Here is a 19,768-nt window from a genome sequence, read left to right as displayed (position 1 = left end):
TGAAGGAAGCCGCGCGGCCCGTGTTTAATCCCGCGTTTACGAATTTCCTACAACTTCGCCTGGCGCACTGCACCACTGCGAGATTTGGCCATCGCCGCCAGACGCACCGCGACGTTCGCCGCGCCATACCCGGCATAGCCGTTCTTGCGCTGGATGATCTCGAAGAAGAAACGCCCTTCGAACGGTTCGGTGTAGACGTGGAACAGCTCGCCGCCCTGCGCGTCACGGTCGTACAGAACGTTGTAATAGGCCAGTTCACTGAGAAATTCGTCGTCGAAATCGAAACGCGCGGCGAGGTCGTCGTAATAGTTGAGCGGAATATCCAGCAACGGCACACCAGCCTCTTTGGCGCGGCTGACTTCGGCGAAGATGTCGTCACAATCGAAGGCGATGTGGTGCACACCGGAGCCACGATAACTCGACAACGCGTGGGAGATCGCGGTGTTGCGGTTCTCGGAGATGTTCAGCGGCAAGCGGATCGAACTGTCGCGGCTACGCAAGGCGCGGCTCTTCACCAGACCATACGGATCAGGCAGCACCACTTCATCGTCCGCTTCGAAATCCAGCAGGCTCTTGTAGAACAGCACCCAACTGTCGAGGCTGTCGGCCGGCAACGCCATGGCCATATGATCGATACGCTTGAGACCGCCACGGGCCGGCGCGTCTGCCAGCAGGTTGAAATCGGTGCCGTAGACGTCGGCCTGTTCATCCACCAGATAAATCAGGCTGCCGTCCGGCGCGCGCACCGCCGCCAGTTCCAGTTCGTTGGGGCCGACCAGTCCACGATAGGGCTGACCTTTATAGGCGACAGCACGGGCCAAGGCACTGGCGCTGTCCTTGACCCGCACAGCCGTGGCACACAGCGACGGGCCGTGAGCCTCGAAGAAGCTGTGCGCAAAGGAATAAGGCTCGGAGTTGAGGATCAGGTTGATGTCACCCTGACGTAACAGACTCACGCTCTTGGAACGATGCTGCCCAGCCTTGACGAACCCCAAGCGTTCCAGCCAGTTCGACAGTTTGGCGCCGAGGCTTTCATCGACGGCAAACTCGAGAAACTCGATGCCGTTGTACTCGCTGGCCTTCGGTGTTTCGAAAAGGATTTCGCGATTGGCGACAGGTGTCGCTTCCTGCTCAAGACGCTGACGGGTTTTCTCTTCCAGATACAGCAGTGAACGTAAACCGTCGGCGGCATTGGCCCGTGGTGGCGCGGCGCGGAAGCCGTCATTAAAGATTTCCAGCGACAGTGGCCCGGTGTAACCGCTCTGGATGATCGGCGCGAGGAAGCCCGGCAGATCGAATTCGCCCTGTCCCGGGAAGCAACGGAAATGCCGGCTCCACTCCAGCACGTCCATCTGCAGAATCGGCGCGTCGGCCATTTGCACAAAGAAGATTTTGTCGCCAGGAATGTCGGCGATGGCGCGCGGATCGCCCTTCAGCGACAACGTATGAAAGCTGTCGAGCAACACACCGAGGCTCGGGTGATCGGCCTGACGCACGATGTCCCAGACCTGTTGATAAGTATTCACGTGACGGCCCCACGCCAGCGCTTCGTAACCAATGCGCAAGCCGCGCGCACCGGCATGTTCGGCCAGCAGGCGCAGGTCATCGACGAGAATTTGTTGATCACCGACGCTGTCGGCCGAGGCGTTACTGCAGACCAGCACCAGGTCGGTGCCCAGTTCCTGCATCAGGTCGAACTTGCGTTCGGCGCGCTCAAGGTTGCGCGCCAGGCGATCACGGCGGCAGCCTTCGAAATCGCGGAACGGTTGAAACAGCGTGATGGCGATGCCGAGATCGGCGCACATCTGTTTAATTTCCCGCGGGCTGCCGTCGTAGTACAGGAGGTCGTTTTCGAAAATCTCCACCCCGTCGAACCCGGCGGCGGCGATGGCTTCGAGTTTTTCCGGCAGGGTGCCGCTCAAGGAAACGGTGGCAATGGAACGCTGCATGTTTCAACTCCCGGACTGCGCCGCTTTATCTTTACTGTAGGAGCCGCCAAAGCCGGCAATCGTTTGATCTTTATTGCTGAAAAGCAAAATCAAAAGATCGCAGCCTTCGGCAGCTCCTACACAGGATGATTTTTATAGTGGGGGAAATTATTGGCTGCATCGATCGTGGCAGCAATTTAAAGTGTACTACCCGGTTAGTTTTGCGTGCGATTATCGAACACAATGGCGGTTTGGCGAATTGACGATTTTTCGTCCACTGCCCAACATCGACTGCACATTGAGTCCGGATCTGAACCACCGGTCGCAGCGTGCAAGTAACAAGCACACCAAATAACAAATCCAAAAACGGGTGGAACACATGATTCCTTCACAGACTTCCCGCATGGCTCCGGCCATGAGCACTGCCACGGGTGGCATCGGCGACAAGATCCGCGGCGCCATGGCTGTCGGCAAGACCCGTTGGGGCATGCTGGCGCTGGTGTTTTTCGCCACTACCCTGAACTACATCGACCGCGCCGCCCTCGGCGTCATGCAGCCCATCCTCGCCAAGGAAATGAGCTGGACGGCGATGGATTACGCCAACATCAACTTCTGGTTTCAGGTCGGCTACGCGATCGGTTTCGTCCTGCAAGGTCGCTTGATCGACCGGGTCGGCGTCAAGCGCGTGTTCTTCTGCGCCGTGCTGCTCTGGAGTCTGGCCACCGGTGCCCACGGTCTGGCAACGTCAGCCGTTGGTTTCATGGTCTGCCGGTTTATCCTCGGCCTGACTGAAGCGGCGAACTACCCGGCCTGCGTGAAAACCACACGCCTGTGGTTCCCGGCCGGCGAACGTGCGGTTGCCACCGGCATCTTCAACGCCGGCACCAACGTCGGTGCGATGTTCACGCCGATGCTGCTGCCACTGGTGCTGCACGTCTGGGGCTGGCAAGCGGCATTCCTGTGCATGTCGGCACTGGGCGGGATCTGGTTGCTGTTCTGGGGCTTGAAGTACTTCAACCCGGAAGATCATCCTAGCGTTAAGCAGTCCGAACTGGACTACATCCAGCAGGAAGTCGAACCGGAACAGGCCCGCGTGCCGTTCTCGAAAATCCTGCGGATGCGCGGCACCTGGGCCTTCGCCCTCGCCTACTCGCTGACCGCGCCGGTGTTCTGGTTTTACCTGTACTGGCTGCCGCCGTTCCTCAATCAGCAATACAACCTGGGCATCAACGTGACCCAAATGGGTATTCCGCTGATCATCATTTACGTCACGGCTGACTTCGGCAGCGTCGGTGGCGGCATTCTGTCTTCGTTCCTGATCGGTCGCGGGATGAACTCGATCAAGGCGCGGCTGCTGTCGATGTTCCTGTTTGCTTGCTGCATCATCGGCGTGATCATGGCCGCCGGCTCAGCCAACCTGTGGGTGGCAGTGGCAGCGATTTCCCTGGCCATCGGCGCACACCAGGCGTGGACAGCAAACATCTGGAGCCTGGTGATGGACTACACGCCCAAGCACATGATGAGCACCGTGTTCGGTTTCGGCGGCATGTGCGCAGCGATCGGCGGGATGTTCATGACCCAGATCGTCGGCCACATCCTCACCGTCACCAACAACAACTACACCGTGTTGTTCACCCTGATTCCGGCGATGTATTTCATTGCGCTGACGTGGATGTACTTCATGGCACCGCGCAAGATTCCGACCATCACCGAATAACCTGGCCACTACATTGGCCCCTTGTGGGAGCGAGCTTGCTCGCGAATGCGGACTGACAGTCGAAACAAATGTGACTGACACACCGCTTTCGCGAGCAAGCTCGCTCCCACAGTTTCTTGTGTTGTCAGCTCAACGACGGCTCTGCTGCCACGCTGCCGCCAGTCCGCTGCAACAGATCACTGCGATGCCGATGATCGTCAACAGACTCGGCGTGTGATTGAACAGCAACCAGCCCAACAACCCGGCAAACACGATCTGGCAATAACCGAACGGCGCCAGCAGTGCCGGTGCGGCATGGCGGAACGCCTGGGTCAGAAACAGATGCGCAGTCATCCCGCAACTGCCCAGCGCCAGCATCAGCCCGGCGTGGGTCAGCGTCGGCACCTGCCAGAAGAACGGCACCAGCGCACTCATCACCAGCGTGTTGCACAGCCCGGCGAAAAAGTTGCTGGTGGTCGGGCTGTCGATCTCGGCGAGCTTGCGCGTCAGCAGTTGATAGAAACAGAAAAACAGCGCCGAGCAGAATGGCAACAACACCGCCGGGGTGAACAATTCACCGCCTGGGTGAACGATGATCAGCACGCCGATAAAGCCGCAAATCACTGCAACCCATTGGCCACGTGTCACCCGTTCCTTGAGCAGCGGCACGGACAAGGCTGTCACCAATACAGGCGCAAGAAAGTTCACCGCCGTGGCTTCCGCCAGCGGGATATACAGCAGAGCTGTGGTAAAAAACAGGCTCGTACCGAGTAGGCAAAGTGCTCGGGTCAACTGCCACAAAGGCTTTTTGGTACGCAGGACGCGCAACCCGGACTGCGGCAGAAAAATCCCCGCCATCAGCAGGGTGTGCACCAGATAGCGTGCCCAGACCACCATCACGATCGGATAGAAACCGGACAGGTATTTCGACAACGCGTCGTGACTGGAGAACAGGAAAGTTGCCACGACAATCAGCAAGATCCCCTTGAAGGGTTGGTTGACTCCGGAGAGCGGGGTGCTGACGGTCATTGGTTATCTCTGATTGAAAAAAACAATACTGTGGCGAGGGCGTTTGCGCCCTCGCCACAAAAAACTGACTTACAGCCGCGCCAACAATTCCCGCGTTTTTTCGATCGCCATCTGCGCCCGCTGCAATCCGCTCACACCCTGCTCCAGCAGTTTCACCGTGGGAATTTCCAGACTCAGTGGAATATTAGTCGGCAGCGCTTTCAACAACCCGAGCAGATCGCAATCACCCTCGCCGGGAAACCGCCGCTCGTTGCGCGCCTGACGCAAGATCTCGGCCATGTCTGACGGTCTTGGCCCCGCGACATCACATAATTGCGCGTAACGCAGACGCGACGCTGGCACCTGTGCCAGATCCTCCAAGCGTGACGCTGAACGATCAAAATGGAACGCATCGACCAGTACCGCAGCATTTTCCCGATCCGCGTTCTCGACAATGCGCAACGCTTGCTCCAGATTGCGCGCATCGGTCCAGGGCATGAACTCCAGATGCGGGTGCATCCCGTAAGGTGCGGCCAGATCGCAAAGGGCCGCGAAGTTATCGCTGAGGCGCTGCTCGTCAGGATCGTTACCGGCAACCAGCAATTCGGTAGCGCCAAATTCCGCACCGACCGTAAGAAGTTTCTCGAAGTCGCTGACGACGGTTTGCGGTTTCAAACGCAGGATTTCCACGTCGAGCACGCGAATGCCGGTATCGCGCAGGCGCTGCAATGTCTGACGCCGCAAATCACCGTCGGCCACCAACGGGAAGTGATATTCCTCAGGCGTCGCCGGCTCCAGACGCAGGCCGACATGGCTGTAACCGGCGCGCGCAGCGACCTCGACCATCTGCGGCGGTGACAACTCCAGCACGGTGAGGCTGGCCAAGGAGAGGATTCGTTCGCTCATGTTCAAGCCTCGATCAGTAAAGGAGCACAGGCACGACCGGAGGCGGCGGCCTCGCGGATCGCTTCGATCAGTGCCAAAGTGCGCGCAGCGTCGGCCGCACTGACCAGCGGCTCAACTTCACGCCGCGCCACGCGGACGAAATGCTGCAGCTGCAACCGCAACGCTTCGTCACCACCACAGGACTCTTCCACCACCTGCAACGGTTCATGCCAACCGGCATCGACCTGATCAGCGGCGTAATGCCAACGCTTGAGCTGCGGAATGCTCAAGGCGCCGGCAGTCCCGGCCAGCAGATAGCACGGCTGATCGGCCTGGCGCGGATAGACCGGATTCTCACCGGAATCCAGCTCCCAACTCCACGGCGCGGCGACCGCGTCGGAACCGTTCAATGTGCCCAATGTGCCACCTTCGAATTGCAGCAACACCGCCGCGCTGTCCTCGTTGGCAAAACCGCGCACTGAATTATCGGTGATGGCTTGCACCGAGCGCACTTCACCGCACAGATGCCGTAACAGGTCGAGGTCGTGAATCAGATTGGTCAGCAACATCCCGGCGCCCGGTTCGCGGCGCCACGGGATCTCGAAATAACTGTCAGGTTTGCGCAACTGGAACAGTGCGGTCACCGTGGTCAGACGTCCGAGCGCCCCGCTTTGCACCAATTCATGAGCGCGAACGATCAGCGGGTTGTGCCGCCGATGATGGCCGACCAGCACCGGCACACCGCTGCGTTTAACCATAGCAACCAGTTCGCGTACTTCATTGATGTGCACCCCGACCGGCTTCTCCAGAAGCACCGGCACGCCCGCCGCCAGAAAATCGAGCGCCGTGGGAACATGCTGATTATTCGGGTTGGCGACAATGACCGCGTCTGGCCGGATGAGCTCAAGCATCTGACGATGATCGGCGAAATGCCTGACGCCCCATTCAGCCGCCAAGGCTGCGGCTTGCGGCCCGGGATCAGCCACGGCGCACAGCGTCGCTTCGCTGAGGGATTGCAGATGCCGATAATGTTGCTGGCCCATGTTGCCGGCGCCGATCAAGGCGATTCGAAGGGGCGAATTCAAGGTGCGGTCCTCTTGTGATTGTTGTTGGAATAACACTCCGCAAACAATTTAGAACCGAGTTCCAGAATCAAAAACCCATCCATCCTGAAACCGTGCGAACACCGCACAATTTCCATGAACAACCCAAAATCAAATGTGGGAGCGAGCTTGCTCGCGAAAGCGGATTTTCAGCTGACCTGAATGCTGAATGACAGAACGCATTCGCGAGCAAGCTCGCTCCCACAGAGGCCTATGTGAATTCGGATTAGATAAACAGTTCTGAGGCCAGGCTTGCTGCTGATAATTCTTCGGTGAAGGTCAGCAACAGCGGCGCCAGTTCATGCAACCGCGCCCCCGGCATCCGCGCACTCGGCCCGGCAATACTGAGCACACCGATCACGCGACCATCCGTTGGATGCTTCACCACCGCCGCAATCGCCGAAGTGCCGACCGCCGAACTCTCCTCGACACAGGCGTATCCCTGTTCGCGAGCCAGGCGCAGCCGTTCCAGTAATTCGATATTCGAGCGCGGCGCGTTTGGCCCCACGCCCACCGGCACTTCCGCAGCCTGCCGCTCGACCAGTGACAACGCCTCGGCGTCACTCATGCAAGCCAGCCACGCATGCCCTGACGCGGTGTAGAACAGCGGCGCATCGCGGCCCATGTCCGGGTCATAACGCAGACCGGTGCGCGCGCCTTGTGCTTTGGCGATCCAAGTCTGCCGTTCGCCATCGATCACGCCCAAACGTACCAGTTCGCCGGTTTCCTGAGCCAGTCGATCGAGCACCGGCTGGACGATGTCGGCACCGCTGCTCGACAAATACTGGAAGCCCATCGCGACGAGTTTGGTCGACAGGTGATAACGCAAGGTTTCCGCGTTCTGGCGCACGTAGCCCAGGCGAATCAGCTCGGCAAGCAAGCGGTGCGTCGCGCTTTTGGGGATATCCAGTTGCTCGGCCAGGGTCTGCATCGGCAGCCCGCGCGGATCACTGGTGAGGCTTTCCAGCACGCTGAAAACCCGTTCGATTTGACTGCCGGCCATGGGGAGATCCAAAGGAAATTTCGCCGATTCTAGAAGACATCGGCGGCAAAGCGAAATCCGGAACCGGCTGTTCGATAACCGCCCGCTTTGTTGGATCAAGGCTTGTCGAGCCGTTCCAGCACTGGTTATTTTCTGGAATCAGATTCCAAAAAAATTAATCGCTGGAGCGTTGTTTGATGTCTGCCGAACTCCCGGAAATCGACTGTGACGTACTGGTCGTCGGATCCGGCGCTGCCGGATTGTCGGCCGCCGTCACCGCCGCGTGGCATGGCTTGAAAATCATCGTCGTTGAAAAGGATGCGGTGTTCGGCGGCGCCACCGCATGGTCCGGTGGTTGGGCTTGGGTGCCGTGCAATCCGCTGGCCCGTCGCGCCGGCATCGTTGAAGACATCGAACAACCGCGCACCTATTTGCGCCATGAACTGGGCGAGCACTTCGACCCGGCGATGATCGACGCCTTTCTTCAAGCCGGGCCGCGCATGGTCGCTTTTTTCGAGCAGCACACCGCTCTGCAATTTGCCGACGGCAACGCCATTGCCGACATTCATGGCGACACGCCGGGCGCTGGCACTGGTGGCCGCTCGGTCATCGCGGCGCCTTACGATGGACGCGAGGTCGGACGCTTACTCAAGCGCCTTCGTACGACCATGCGCGAAACGTCCTTCATGGGCATGCCGATCATGGCCGGGGCGGATCTGTCGGCGTTCCTCAATCTGACGCGGTCGCTGAAAGCGGCATGGCATGTGACCTGGCGCTTTACTCGGCATCTGCTTGATCTCGCCGTGCATGGCCGGGCGATGCAACTGGTCAACGGCGTGGCATTGGTGGCAAGGCTGGCGAAGTCCGCCGAAGACCTTGGCGTTCTGCTCTGGGGGTCGGCGCCGGTGACGGAACTGCTGCGTGATGGCTCGCGCGTCTCGGGTGCTGTGGTCAACACAGGCAAAGGCCCGATCCGCATTCACGCACGCAAAGCCGTGGTGCTCGCCGCCGGTGGCTTTGCCAATGACATCGAACGGCGCAAAGCCCTGTTCCCGCGCACACCCACCGGCCACGAGCATTGGGCGCTGCCGCCGCTGGCCGTCAACGGCGATGGTTTGCGCCTGGGCGAAAGCGTCGGTGCACGGGTCAATACCGATGTGGCTTCGCCCGTGGCGTGGGCGCCGGTATCGCAAGTGCCACATTCCGACGGCAGCACCGGGCACTTCCCACACATCATTGAGCGCGGCAAACCCGGGATCATCGGCGTGCTGCGCAACGGCCAGCGCTTCGTCAACGAAGCCAACGGTTATTACGACTACGTCAGCGCCATGGTCGCTGCTGCGCCGGAAGGTGAAGAAGTCGCCTCCTGGCTGATCTGCACGCACGCCTTTCAACGGCGTTATGGACTGGGCATATCGCGGCCATTTCCGCTGCCAGTATCAGAATTTATCCGCAGCGGCTATCTGAAAACCGGTAACACCGTTGAAGAATTGGCCCTCGCCTGCGGCATCGACCCGAGCGGCTTGCGCCAGACTGTGGATAACTACAACCGCCATGCCCGTCACGGCGAAGACCCGTTGTTCGGTCGCGGCGCAACACCCTACAACCGCAAACAGGGTGATCCGGCGAACCTTCCCAACCCCTGCGTTGCCCCAATCGAAACCGGCCCGTTCTACGCCGTAAAAGTCCAGCCGGGCTGCTTCGGTACGTTTGCCGGCCTCAAGGTCAACCCACACGCGCAAGTGCTGGATGCCAACGAACAGCCCATCGCCGGCCTCTACGCAGCGGGGGGCGATATGGCCAGCATCATGGGCGGCCACTATCCGGCGGGCGGGATCAACCTCGGCCCGGCGCTGACTTTCGGTTACATCGCCGCCCGGCACATTGCCGGCATGACTGCTTTCGAACAGGAGATCGACCATGCAGCACATCGTTAATGCCCAAGGTTTGAACATGCCGAAACTCGGCCTCGGCACCTGGCCGATGCTCGGCGACGAATGCACTCGCGCCGTGGAGCAAGCACTGGAACTGGGTTATCGACACATCGACACGGCAGCGGCCTACAACAACGAAGACGCCGTCGGACAAGCGCTGGCGAACACGCCGACACCGCGCGAGCAGATTCACGTCACCACCAAGGTCTGGTGGGATCAGCTGCAACCCGACGCGATGCGCCACTCCATGGACCGCAGCCTTACGGCCTTGCGCAGCGACTACGTCGACCTGTTCATGATCCACTGGCCAAGCACCGACTGGGATCTGCCACGCACACTCGACACGTTGGCCTCGTTCAAGGAGCAAGGCATGGCGCGCAACATCGGCGTGGCGAATTTTCCTCTGCCATTGCTGCGCAAAGTCGTCGAGGAATACGGTATCGGACTGTCAGCGATTCAGGTCGAATACCACGTCCTCCTCGGCCAAAACGCCCTGCTCGACTACGCCCGTCAACACGACATGGCACTGACGGCCTACACCCCGCGGGCGCGCAACAAGGTCTCGGACATTCCGCAGATTCAACAGATCGCCCAAAAGCACGGCGTGTTGCCAACCCAGGTCGCGTTGAAATGGTTGCTCGATCAACCCAACGTCGCGGCCATTCCCAAGGCCAGCAGTCAGACCAATCAACTGGCCAACCTGGCCTCGCTGCAGGTTGAACTCGACGATGAAGACCGCGCATTGATTGCCGCACTGCCGAAAAATCAACGCCAGGTCAGCCCGGATTTCGCACCGCAGTGGGATGCGTTTGATCGCTGATTGATGATCCAGCGATAGAAATCCTGCGCGGGATTGAATTTGCCGCGCGCCAGACCGTCAATAACAGGCCCGACCTCGTCAGCACGAGGCCGGGCCTGTTTGCGTGTGTGCCAATAGACGGACGACCGGACTGGCGCCACACTCACACAACAGCAACACTCATCACCACCCGATACACACAGAGGATTCCCACATGCTATGGAAAAAAGGCCGACGCAGTGACAACGTCGTCGATGCCCGTGGTGATGATGCCGGCGGTGGCGGCGGCATGCGCTTCGGTGGCGGCAAAGGCCTGAGCCTGGGGGCTATCCTGCTGATCGTCGGCATCGGCTGGATCACCGGGCAAGATCCACTGCAGATCCTCGGGCAGTTGACCGGGCAAGTCGGTCAACAATCGGCGCCCACTTCGCAAACCCGACAAGCGCCGCCGGCCAACGATGAACAGGCCGAATTCGTTCGTTCGATCCTCGGCGATACCGAGGACACCTGGGGCGCGATTTTCCAGCAGGCCGGCCGGCAATATAAAGATCCGACCCTGGTTCTGTTCAGCAATCGAGTGAATTCCGCCTGCGGTCTGGCGACCTCGGCCACTGGCCCGTTCTACTGCCCGGCTGATCAGAAAGTCTATCTGGACATGGCGTTCTTCCAGGAAATGTCGCAACGCTTCAAAGCCGCCGGCGACTTCGCTCAGGCCTACGTGATCGCGCATGAAGTCGGACACCATGTGCAGACGCTTCTTGGCGTCTCGGCGAAAATTCAGACAGCCCGCCAGCAAGGTCGGCAAATGGAAGGCGACGGCGGTTTGCTGGTGCGTCAGGAATTGCAGGCCGACTGCCTCGCCGGCGTCTGGGCCTACAGCGCACAGAAGCGCTTGAACTGGCTGGAACCGGGCGACATCGAAGAAGCCTTGAATGCGGCCAACGCCATCGGTGATGATCGCTTGCAACAACAAGGTCAGGGCCGTGTGGTGCCGGACTCGTTTACCCACGGTACGTCGGCGCAAAGGGTGCGCTGGTTCAAAACCGGATTCGCGCAGGGCCAGGTCGGCCAGTGCGACACCTTCGCGGCGAAAAACCTGTAAATGCATAAATGGCTTTTGGCTTTACTGATTGTTGGCAGCACCGCGCAAGCCGCCGGTGTCGATGCGATCAGCCCCGGTCGTTTGCAACTCAAGGCCGGGGAAATGGCGGTAGGCATTGGTCCTGCGCCGGAGAAAATCGAGCGCGTGCTGATCGTCATTCATGGCCGGTTGCGCAACGCCGAGACCTATCGCAAAAGCGCCGAGAGTGCGGCCGAACTGGCGGGACAAAGCGCGCACACCTTGGTGATCGCCCCGCAGTTTCTCAATGAAAGCGATGTAGCCCTTTATTCGTTGCCCGCAACCGTCCTGCGCTGGCAAGGCAACGAGTGGATGGGCGGTGGTTTATCCACAGGGCCAAATCCATTGAGCTCCTACGCCGCGCTCGATGAGATCGTCGGGCGGATCAGCGATCGTAAACAGTTCCCGGACGTGAAGCAGATCGTGATCTTCGGTCATTCCGGTGGCGGCCAGGTAGTGCAGCGTTATGCCCTGCTGGCCAAGGATCAACCGGCGCTTAAGGCCAACGGCATTCGCTTGCGCTATGTCGTGGCCAATCCGTCTTCTTATGCCTATTTCAATGAACAAAGGCCGGTGGCGTTCGATCACGCCAAGTGCGCGGGCTTCAATCGCTGGAAGTACGGTCTGTCAGACATGCCGGTCTATGCCGGTGGGCAAACGCCGTTGCAGCTTGAGAGCAGTTACATCAAACGCGAGGTGATTTATCTGCTCGGGCAGCAGGACATCGACCCCAAGCATCCGGCGCTGGACAAGGGTTGTGAAGCCGAAGCGCAGGGTGAGTATCGCCTGGAGCGTGGGAAGTTGTACTTCGGTTATTTGCTGCGCCGGCATCCGGAAGGGGTGAATCAGCGGCTGGTTGAAGTGCCCGGGGTTGGGCACAACGGCGATGGAATGCTGACCTCGCCGGAGGGGCAGAAGGTGTTGTTCGAATAAGTTTTGTGCTGATTGATCTGACGCCATCGCGAGCAGGCTCACTCCTACAGGGGAATGTATTCCAATTGTAGGAGTGAGCCTGCTCGCGAAGAGGCCAGCTCAGGCACCAAAGATCTCAGGCCAGAAGCATCCGCCGCAACTCGACACAATCCTTCGCATGCCAATCGGTCAGCTCCGGCCACGGGTTATCCGGCAGATTCACCAACACCGTGCGCGCCCCCGCCGCTCGTCCGCAATCCAGATCAAAGCGGTAATCACCGACCATCACCATCGCGCTGGCCGGCACTTCCCAAGCCTCTGCCAGTTTCAGCAAGCCACCCGGATGCGGCTTCGGCGGCGCTTCGTCGCGGCCCAGCACATCTTCCACCGCAAAGCAGTCAGCCAAACCAATCGCCTCCAGCGTTACATGCGCCAGTTCCCGCGCATTGCGGGTCAGAATGCCGAGGCGATAACCGCGCGCATGCAGATCACGCACCAGTTCCACCGCGCCGGTGGCCGGGGTCGAACCCAGCGCCAGATCCCTTTCGTGTTCCAGCAGCCAGGCATGTTTCGCTGCTGCCTCATCTGAAGGCAGCGCGGCGAGATGCGTGAGGATGTCGTCCTCCGGCGGAATCGCCAGCGCCACGCGAATCGCCGCAAAATCATGCACGGCGACGGTCAGCGTGCCGTCCATGTCGAACACCCAGTGCTTGACCTCTTTCAGGCTCATGCCCAATCCTTGCGATGACGGATCAAGCCTTCCTGGGTCACCGACGCGACCAGTTGCCCGGCGCGGTTGTACACGCTGCCACGGGAAAATCCACGGGAATTGCCGGCCCACGGGCTGTCCATCGCGTAGAGCAACCAGTCATCGGCGCGCAGATCGTTGTGGAACCACAGCGCGTGATCGAGGCTGGCGACCTGCATGTCTTTCTGCCACACCGATTTGCCGTGGGGCAGCATCGAGGTGGTCAGCAGGCCGAAGTCCGAGGCGTAGGCCAGCAGGTATTTGTGCAGCGCCGGGATGTCGGCCAATGCGCCGTCGGCGCGGAACCACACGTATTTGACCGGATCGGCCGGCTGCGGGTTGTACGGGTCTTTTTCGGTGACCGGGCGCACTTCGATCGGTTTCGGGCACAGCAGTTTTTCGCGCATGTGCTCCGGGATCAGGTGCGCGCGTTGCTGGGTCAACTCCAGCTCCGACGGCAGATTTTCCGGGCCGACCACGACCGGCATCTGGCTCTGGTGCTCGAAGCCTGCTTCGTCGTACTGAAACGAAGCGCTGCAGGTGAAAATCGGGTGGCCCTTCTGGATCGCCGTGACGCGGCGGGTGCTGAAACTGCCGCCATCGCGCACGCGATCAACCGAATAGACCACCGGCAACTTGGCATCGCCCGGGCGCAGGAAATAGCCGTGCATCGAGTGCACATGGCGCGCCTCTTCAACCGTCTGACTGGCCGCCGACAGCGACTGACCGAGCACCTGACCACCGAACAACTGACGGAAACCCAAGTCCTGGCTACGGCCACGGAACAGGTTTTCTTCGATCGGTTCCAGGGTCAGCAGGTCGACCAGATCTTCCAACACTTGGCTCATTCAGACTCTCCTCACACAAAGCTATATACCGCGCAGTCTTGGCTGCGGCGGCCGATTCAGATTCTGGCGCGGGCCAATGATATGGCGGCCATTGTAAACGTCCGTGTCGGCTTATCCATGCAAGGTTTGCAGCCATTGTTCCCGGGTGATGCGGTACAGCACATGCCGGCGCAGCGGATGATCGACGGCCAGCTTCGGGTGATCGAAATCATCTTCCGGGGCGTGATGCATGCCAATCGCCTGCATGACTTTCTCCGAGGGCAGATTGGATTGCGCGGTGAAGGAGACGATTTCCTTTAGCGCCAACCGATCAAAGCCGCAGCGCAGAGCAGTCCACGCCGCTTCACTGGCGTAACCGAGGCCCCAATGCTCCTTGGCCAGACGCCAGCCAATTTCCACCGCTGGCGTGAACGGTGCATCGAAACCGACCACGCCGAGCCCGGTGAAACCGATGAATTCACCGCTGTCCTTGCGCTCCAGCGCCCAGAGGCCAAAACCGTGCTCGGCAAAATGCCCGCGAATCCGGCCGATCAGCGAAGCGCTTTCGAGGCGGCTCAACGCTGCCGGGAAATAGCGCATCACCTGAGGATCGGCGCACATCGCGGCAAATGCCGGCAAATCCTCGTCCTGCCACTGACGCATCAGCAAGCGCGCGCTTTCGAGTTCCAGTATCGGCTCCATCGTGCCTCTCCGTTTCCATGCCGCAAGTCTACATCGCTGGTAGGATCCTTCACTCTTTCCTACGTTCCTACATGAAACCGCCATGCCATTGCCGCTGATCTACCACGAAGACTACAGCCCCGAGTTTCCGGCGGATCACCGCTTCCCGATGGACAAGTTTCGCCTGCTGCGCGATCACCTCGTCGACAGCGGTCTGACCCGCGATGCCGATTTGTTACGACCCGAGATCTGCCCCAACGACATCCTCGCCCTCGCCCATGACCGTGCGTATATCGAACGCTACATGAGCGGCGAGTTGTCCCGCGAAGACCAGCGGCGTCTTGGCCTGCCGTGGAACGAAGCCTTGGCGCGGCGCACGGTGCGCGCGGTCGGTGGTTCGATTCTGGCGGCGGAAAAAGCCCTCGAGCATGGCCTCGCCTGCCACTTGGCCGGCGGCACTCACCACGCACACTACGACTATCCGGCAGGGTTCTGCATCTTCAATGACCTGGCGATCATCAGCCAATACCTGCTGCAAAGCGGCCGGGTGAATCGCGTGCTGATCTTCGATTGCGATGTGCATCAGGGCGACGGCACCGCGCGGATCCTGCATGACACGCCAGAGGCGGTTACCGTTTCCCTGCACTGCGAGAAGAATTTTCCTGCACGAAAAGCGGAAAGTGACTGGGACATTCCGCTGCCCAAAGGCATGGGCGATGCTGATTATTTGAAAGTGGTCGACGACACACTCAATTACCTGCTGCCGCTGTATCAACCGGATCTGGTGCTGTACGACGCCGGAGTGGATGTGCACAAGGACGACGCCCTCGGTTATCTGCAACTGACGGACGCAGGCGTCGCTGCTCGTGATGAAAGCGTGATGCGCCATTGTCTGGGCCGCGATATTCCGGTGATGGGCGTGATCGGCGGCGGCTACAGCAAGGATCGCCACGCCCTCGCCCGCCGCCACGGCATCCTCCATCACAGCGCACAGCGGGTCTGGCAGTCACACGGTTGTCATTGAGCTGTGCTGCGTTACCCACAATCGCTGTGGAACGGCCTGTGGATAACCTGAGTGAAAGGGACTGCAGGCCATACAGCTTATGGCCTACAGCGCACTGATCATTTTTCAACCAACATTCTGAGCCAACACAAATCCTGTAGGAGTGAGCCTGCTCGCGATAGCGTCAGCACCTTCAACATTAACCTGGCTGACACACCGCAATCGCGAGCAGGCTCACTCCTACAAAAGATCTGCGCTGTTAGAATGCGCGCCTTATCCCGCCATACCGCAGCGCACGCCATGACCCAGACTTCCGCCTCCTCCCCCGCTCACGTCGCCCTCATTGGCGGTGGCCCCGCCGGCCTGATGGCTGCCGAAGTGCTGAGCCAGGCCGGAATCCGCGTCGATCTCTACGACGGCATGCCCTCGGTGGGGCGTAAATTCCTGCTGGCCGGTGTCGGCGGCATGAACATCACCCACTCCGAAGCCTACCCGGCGTTCCTCTCGCGCTACGCCGAACGCGCGCCGCAAATCGCCCTGCTGCTGCGTGGTTTCGATGCTGAAGCGTTGTGTAAATGGATTCACGATCTCGGGATCGAAACCTTTGTCGGTAGCTCCGGCCGGGTTTTTCCTACGGACATGAAAGCTGCGCCACTGTTGCGCGCCTGGCTCAAGCGCCTGCGTGACAGCGGCGTAGTTATCCACACCCGCCACCGCTGGCTCGGTTGGGATGAACACGGTGCGCTGCGCATCGACAGCCCCGAAGGTGAAATCACCGTCAAACCCGACGCCACCCTGCTCGCCCTCGGCGGCGGCAGTTGGGCGCGCCTCGGTTCGGATGGCGCGTGGATGCTGCCCCTGGAGCAAAAAGGTGTAGGACTTGCGCCGTTACAGCCGAGTAATTGCGGCTTCGAGGTGCAGGCCTGGAGCGAATTGATGGTCAGCAAATTCGCCGGCGCGCCGCTGAAAAATATCGCCATTGGTTTGAATGACGATATTCCGCGCTTGGGCGAATGCGTGATCACCGCGACCGGGATTGAGGGCAGTCTGATTTATGCGCTGTCGGCGCCGATTCGTGAGGCGATCAATCAGCATGGCGCGGCGGTTATTCACATCGATCTGCTGCCCGGCCGCCCTGTGGATAAATTGCAGGCGGCGTTGAGCAAGCCACGCGGTTCGCGGTCGATGGCCAAGCATCTGCACAGTCAGGTCGGGATTGATGGGGTTAAAGCGGCGTTGTTGCGTGAACTCACTGATGCGGCGACCTTCGCTGATCCGGCGTTATTGGCACGGGCGATCAAGGCATTACCGCTGACGTTGGTGAAAACGCGGCCATTGGACGAGGCGATCAGCAGTGCCGGGGGCGTGACGTTCGAGGCGCTGGATGAGCGCTTGATGCTCAAGGCGTTGCCGGGGGTGTTCTGCGCGGGGGAGATGCTTGATTGGGAAGCACCAACGGGCGGGTATTTGCTGACGGGGTGCTTTGCCAGCGGGCGGGCGGCGGGGTTGGGTATTGTGCAGTGGCTCAAGTCCGAGGCGTCTGCCTGAACCCTCACCCCAGCCCTCTCCCAGAGGGAGAGGGGGCCGACCGAGGTGTCTGACGCCATACATCGACCTGAAACACCGAGTCGATTATGGATTCGGCCAGCCAACCGAAGTGTCTGGCGAAGGCCCTGTCGCTTATGGATTCACAACAGAAGAATCAGGTCGGCGTACTTCGCAAACATCCCCCAATCAGTCCCCTCTCCCTCCGGGAGAGGGTTAGGGTGAGGGGCTTTTGACTTAAGGCTTGCGCTTACGCGGCCCAGTGTTGAACACCGGCACTTTACGCACAGGCTTGATCGAAGGCTCCGGCGCCTGCGTCTCGCCACTGTCGACCCACTTGCCCAGATTGCGCTTGCCGCCACCACCCGAAGCTTTCGGCTTCTTCGGTTTCTTCGGCTTCTTGATCACCTGACCACTGGCATCGGTGTCCGGCACACGATGCTCAGGTTCAAAGTCCGGCTCGTTCTGACGCTTCAAGGTCTGCCGCGTCAGCATTTCAATCGCCGACAACATGTTCACTTCATCCGCACAGACCAGCGAGATCGCCTCACCGGTTGCACCCGCACGGCCGGTACGCCCGATGCGGTGAATGTAATCCTCAGCCACGATCGGCAGATCGAAGTTGATCACCAACGGCAGGTCTTCGATATCCAGACCCCGCGCCGCAACGTCAGTCGCCACCAGAATCTGCACTTCACTGAGCTTGAAACGATCCAACGCGCGCTGACGGGTCGCCTGCGGCTTGTCGCCGTGGATACCGTCGGCATTCACACCCAGGCCCTGAAGTTTTTCCACCAGCGCATCAACACCGTTGCGGGTCTTGGCGAACACCAGCACCTGCTTCCACTTGTTCTTGCGCATCAGGTGCACGAACAGTTCGGCCTTGCGCTTTTTGTCTACCGTGACGATCCACTGCTTGACCGTATTGGCGGCGACGTTGCGCGGGCTGACTTCGACGGTCAGCGGATCGTTGAGCATCTGCCCGGCGAGCAGGCGGATGTCATCGGAGAAGGTTGCGGAAAACAGCAGGGTCTGGCGCTTTTTCGGCAGCATGCGGTAAATGTTCGCCAGTTCTTCGGAGAAGCCCAGGTCGAGCATACGATCGGCTTCATCCAGCACCAGAGTCTGCAACTGATCGAGTTTCAGCGCGTTCTGGCGGAACAGGTCGATCAAGCGACCGGGCGTGGCGACCAGCACATCGACGCCGCCGCGCAGCTTCATCATCTGCGGATTGATGCTGACACCGCCGTAAACCGCATAAGTGCGCAGCGGCAGGTTTTCGGCGTACTGGCGCACAGACTCATGAACCTGCTCGGCCAGCTCACGGGTCGGCACCAGAATCAGCGCACGCGCCGAGTTGGCAGCGACTTTCGGCCCTTCCATGGCCAGCAACTGCAGCAGCGGCAAGGCGAAACCGGCAGTTTTGCCGGTACCGGTCTGGGCCGCTGCCATCAGGTCACGACCGGCCAGCACGGCCGGAATGGCTTGCGCCTGAACCGGCGTCGGGGTCTGGTAGCCGAGCGTCTCGAGGGAGCGCAGCAAGGGTTCGATCAGGCCAAGGGTGGCGAAAGTCATGGAAGTACCGTAGGAAAAAATGACGCGGGCATGCAATGCCGCGCAGTTTACCCTAATTCGTACGCGTTTCTGTGGGAACGGCTGTCGGCGCCACGACTGGCGGCTGTGCCGGCCGACGCCACTGCGGCAAGCCAATCAACACCACGGCGCTGATGATCACCAGCATCGCCAGCGCTTCTTCGATGCCGATGGTCTCGCCAACGAACACAATCCCCAGCAACACCGCGACCGCCGGGTTGACGTAGGCATAACTGGTCGCCGCCGCCGGACGCACGTGCTTGAGCAGGTACATATAGGAATTGAAGGCGATGATCGAGCCGAAAAAGATCAGGTACGCCAGCGCCAGCCAGCCTTCAACTGGCGGCATTGCTTGCAGACGCTCGCCACTGACAGCGCTGCCGATCAGCAGCACCACACCGCCGACCAGCATCTCCACCGCGCTGGCCATCGCGCCCTGCGGCAACGGCAAATGTCTGCTCCACACCGAACCGAACGCCCAGGTCGCCGCCGCAAAAATCAGCAGCGCCGCGCCCATAGGGCTGGATTGCAGGTTGGAGCCCATGTTGAGCATGGCGATGCCGATAATCCCCAACGCCACCCCGGCCCACTCGAGACGAGTATTACGCGCGCCCCAGAAATAACCGAAGAGCAACGTGAACAGCGGCACCGTCGCCACCGCCAAGGCCGCCACGCCAGAGGCCACACCCGTGTGCTCGGCCACACTCACCGCGCCATTACCAAAACTGAGCAGCAAAATCCCGATGATCCCCGCCGCTTTCCACTGCGCCCAGGTCGGCGCCGGAGCCCCGCGCCAGCGCAGGAAGGCGTACATCAGGCTGCCGGCGATCACGAAGCGCACACCACCGAGCATCAGCGGCGGCCAGTACTCAACGCCGATGCGGATCACCAGATAGGTCGATCCCCAAATCACGTACAACGCAAAAAACGCGGCGATCAGCGGCAAGGAAAAACGGCGCAAGGCAGGCATGGGCAGCTCAAATATCAGGCTCTTGGGATTAGTT

Annotated in this window: 17 protein-coding genes; 7 read left to right on the top strand and 10 right to left on the bottom strand. The window is 60.3% G+C overall.

All coding sequences use genetic code 11. The features are described 5' to 3' along the window. Nucleotides 1–47 precede the first annotated feature (47 nt). Nucleotides 48–1,949, bottom strand: coding sequence for a 3-dehydroshikimate dehydratase QuiC (gene quiC, locus GTU76_RS07485; RefSeq protein WP_099757239.1), 1,902 nt, complete (start codon nt 1,947–1,949; stop codon nt 48–50). A gap of 358 nt (nt 1,950–2,307) precedes the next feature. On the opposite strand from quiC, the gene GTU76_RS07480 reads away from it, so the two are divergent. Beyond that, nucleotides 2,308–3,645 (top strand): MFS transporter, encoded by a 1,338-nt coding sequence (locus tag GTU76_RS07480; RefSeq protein ID WP_116255881.1) that lies wholly within the window; start codon nt 2,308–2,310, stop codon nt 3,643–3,645. 129 nt (nt 3,646–3,774) lie between these two features. Here GTU76_RS07480 and GTU76_RS07475 read toward each other — a convergent pair whose 3' ends face one another. The 4 genes from GTU76_RS07475 to GTU76_RS07460 form a co-directional block, all read right to left on the bottom strand. Next, the gene (locus GTU76_RS07475) at nt 3,775–4,653 is read right to left on the bottom strand and encodes a DMT family transporter (RefSeq protein ID WP_175553149.1); all 879 of its coding nucleotides are present in this window, start codon (nt 4,651–4,653) and stop codon (nt 3,775–3,777) included. A 69-nt stretch (nt 4,654–4,722) separates the two neighbouring features. After that, complete coding sequence (locus tag GTU76_RS07470) at nt 4,723–5,538, bottom strand: sugar phosphate isomerase/epimerase family protein (protein WP_180698350.1); 816 nt, start codon at nt 5,536–5,538, stop codon at nt 4,723–4,725. Nucleotides 5,539–5,540: 2 nt separating this feature from the next. After that, the gene (locus tag GTU76_RS07465) at nt 5,541–6,602 is read right to left on the bottom strand and encodes a Gfo/Idh/MocA family protein (protein ID WP_180698349.1); all 1,062 of its coding nucleotides are present in this window, start codon (nt 6,600–6,602) and stop codon (nt 5,541–5,543) included. A gap of 244 nt (nt 6,603–6,846) precedes the next feature. Continuing rightward, nucleotides 6,847–7,623, bottom strand: a complete 777-nt coding sequence (locus GTU76_RS07460; RefSeq protein ID WP_016986163.1) for an IclR family transcriptional regulator — start codon at nt 7,621–7,623, stop codon at nt 6,847–6,849. A gap of 176 nt (nt 7,624–7,799) precedes the next feature. Here GTU76_RS07460 and GTU76_RS07455 point away from each other — a divergent pair, with 176 nt between their 5' ends. The 4 genes from GTU76_RS07455 (at nt 7,800) to GTU76_RS07440 (ending at nt 12,388) form a co-directional block, all read left to right on the top strand. Further along, nucleotides 7,800–9,539: an FAD-dependent oxidoreductase gene (locus GTU76_RS07455; protein ID WP_180698348.1), complete on the top strand. Its 1,740-nt coding sequence runs from the start codon at nt 7,800–7,802 to the stop codon at nt 9,537–9,539. After that, nucleotides 9,523–10,356, top strand: coding sequence for an aldo/keto reductase (locus GTU76_RS07450; protein WP_180698347.1), 834 nt, complete (start codon nt 9,523–9,525; stop codon nt 10,354–10,356). Before GTU76_RS07455 ends, GTU76_RS07450 begins: the two co-directional genes overlap by 17 nt. Before the next feature lie 193 nt (nt 10,357–10,549). Next, on the top strand, nt 10,550–11,437 hold the full coding sequence (gene ypfJ / locus GTU76_RS07445) for a KPN_02809 family neutral zinc metallopeptidase (protein ID WP_016986160.1): 888 nt from the start codon (nt 10,550–10,552) through the stop codon (nt 11,435–11,437). After that, nucleotides 11,438–12,388, top strand: coding sequence for an alpha/beta hydrolase (locus GTU76_RS07440; RefSeq protein ID WP_180698346.1), 951 nt, complete (start codon nt 11,438–11,440; stop codon nt 12,386–12,388). A 115-nt stretch (nt 12,389–12,503) separates the two neighbouring features. Here GTU76_RS07440 and GTU76_RS07435 read toward each other — a convergent pair whose 3' ends face one another. From GTU76_RS07435 to GTU76_RS07425, 3 genes are all read right to left on the bottom strand, one after another. Continuing rightward, nucleotides 12,504–13,097 (bottom strand): HAD family hydrolase, encoded by a 594-nt coding sequence (locus tag GTU76_RS07435; RefSeq protein ID WP_180698345.1) that lies wholly within the window; start codon nt 13,095–13,097, stop codon nt 12,504–12,506. Next, nucleotides 13,094–13,963 carry an acyl-CoA thioesterase II gene (gene tesB / locus GTU76_RS07430; protein ID WP_003228466.1) on the bottom strand — a complete coding sequence of 290 codons (870 nt, stop codon included), beginning with the start codon at nt 13,961–13,963 and terminating at the stop codon, nt 13,094–13,096. Before tesB ends, GTU76_RS07435 begins: the two co-directional genes overlap by 4 nt. A 111-nt stretch (nt 13,964–14,074) precedes the next feature. After that, entirely contained in the window at nt 14,075–14,644 is a 570-nt protein-coding gene (locus GTU76_RS07425; RefSeq protein WP_016986158.1) for a GNAT family N-acetyltransferase, read from the bottom strand. 82 nt (nt 14,645–14,726) lie between these two features. On the opposite strand from GTU76_RS07425, the gene GTU76_RS07420 reads away from it, so the two are divergent. Both GTU76_RS07420 and GTU76_RS07415 read left to right on the top strand, forming a co-directional pair. Continuing rightward, on the top strand, nt 14,727–15,647 hold the full coding sequence (locus GTU76_RS07420; RefSeq protein ID WP_180698344.1) for a histone deacetylase family protein: 921 nt from the start codon (nt 14,727–14,729) through the stop codon (nt 15,645–15,647). A 279-nt stretch (nt 15,648–15,926) separates the two neighbouring features. Continuing rightward, entirely contained in the window at nt 15,927–17,174 is a 1,248-nt protein-coding gene (locus GTU76_RS07415; protein ID WP_180698343.1) for a TIGR03862 family flavoprotein, read from the top strand. 234 nt (nt 17,175–17,408) lie between these two features. Here the strand turns inward: GTU76_RS07415 and rhlE1 are convergent, their stop codons facing one another. Next, the gene (gene rhlE1, locus GTU76_RS07410) at nt 17,409–18,746 is read right to left on the bottom strand and encodes an RNA helicase RhlE1 (protein ID WP_016986155.1); all 1,338 of its coding nucleotides are present in this window, start codon (nt 18,744–18,746) and stop codon (nt 17,409–17,411) included. A 52-nt stretch (nt 18,747–18,798) separates the two neighbouring features. Beyond that, nucleotides 18,799–19,734 carry a drug/metabolite exporter YedA gene (gene yedA, locus GTU76_RS07405; RefSeq protein WP_180698342.1) on the bottom strand — a complete coding sequence of 312 codons (936 nt, stop codon included), beginning with the start codon at nt 19,732–19,734 and terminating at the stop codon, nt 18,799–18,801. Between the last annotated feature and the right edge of the window lie 34 nt (nt 19,735–19,768).

Origin of the sequence: Pseudomonas crudilactis (genome assembly GCF_013433315.1) — a bacterium.
GTDB classification, from domain to species: domain Bacteria; phylum Pseudomonadota; class Gammaproteobacteria; order Pseudomonadales; family Pseudomonadaceae; genus Aquipseudomonas; species Aquipseudomonas crudilactis.
Note: the sequence above shows the minus strand (reverse complement) of the source record. Positions and strands in the feature narration are given on the sequence as shown.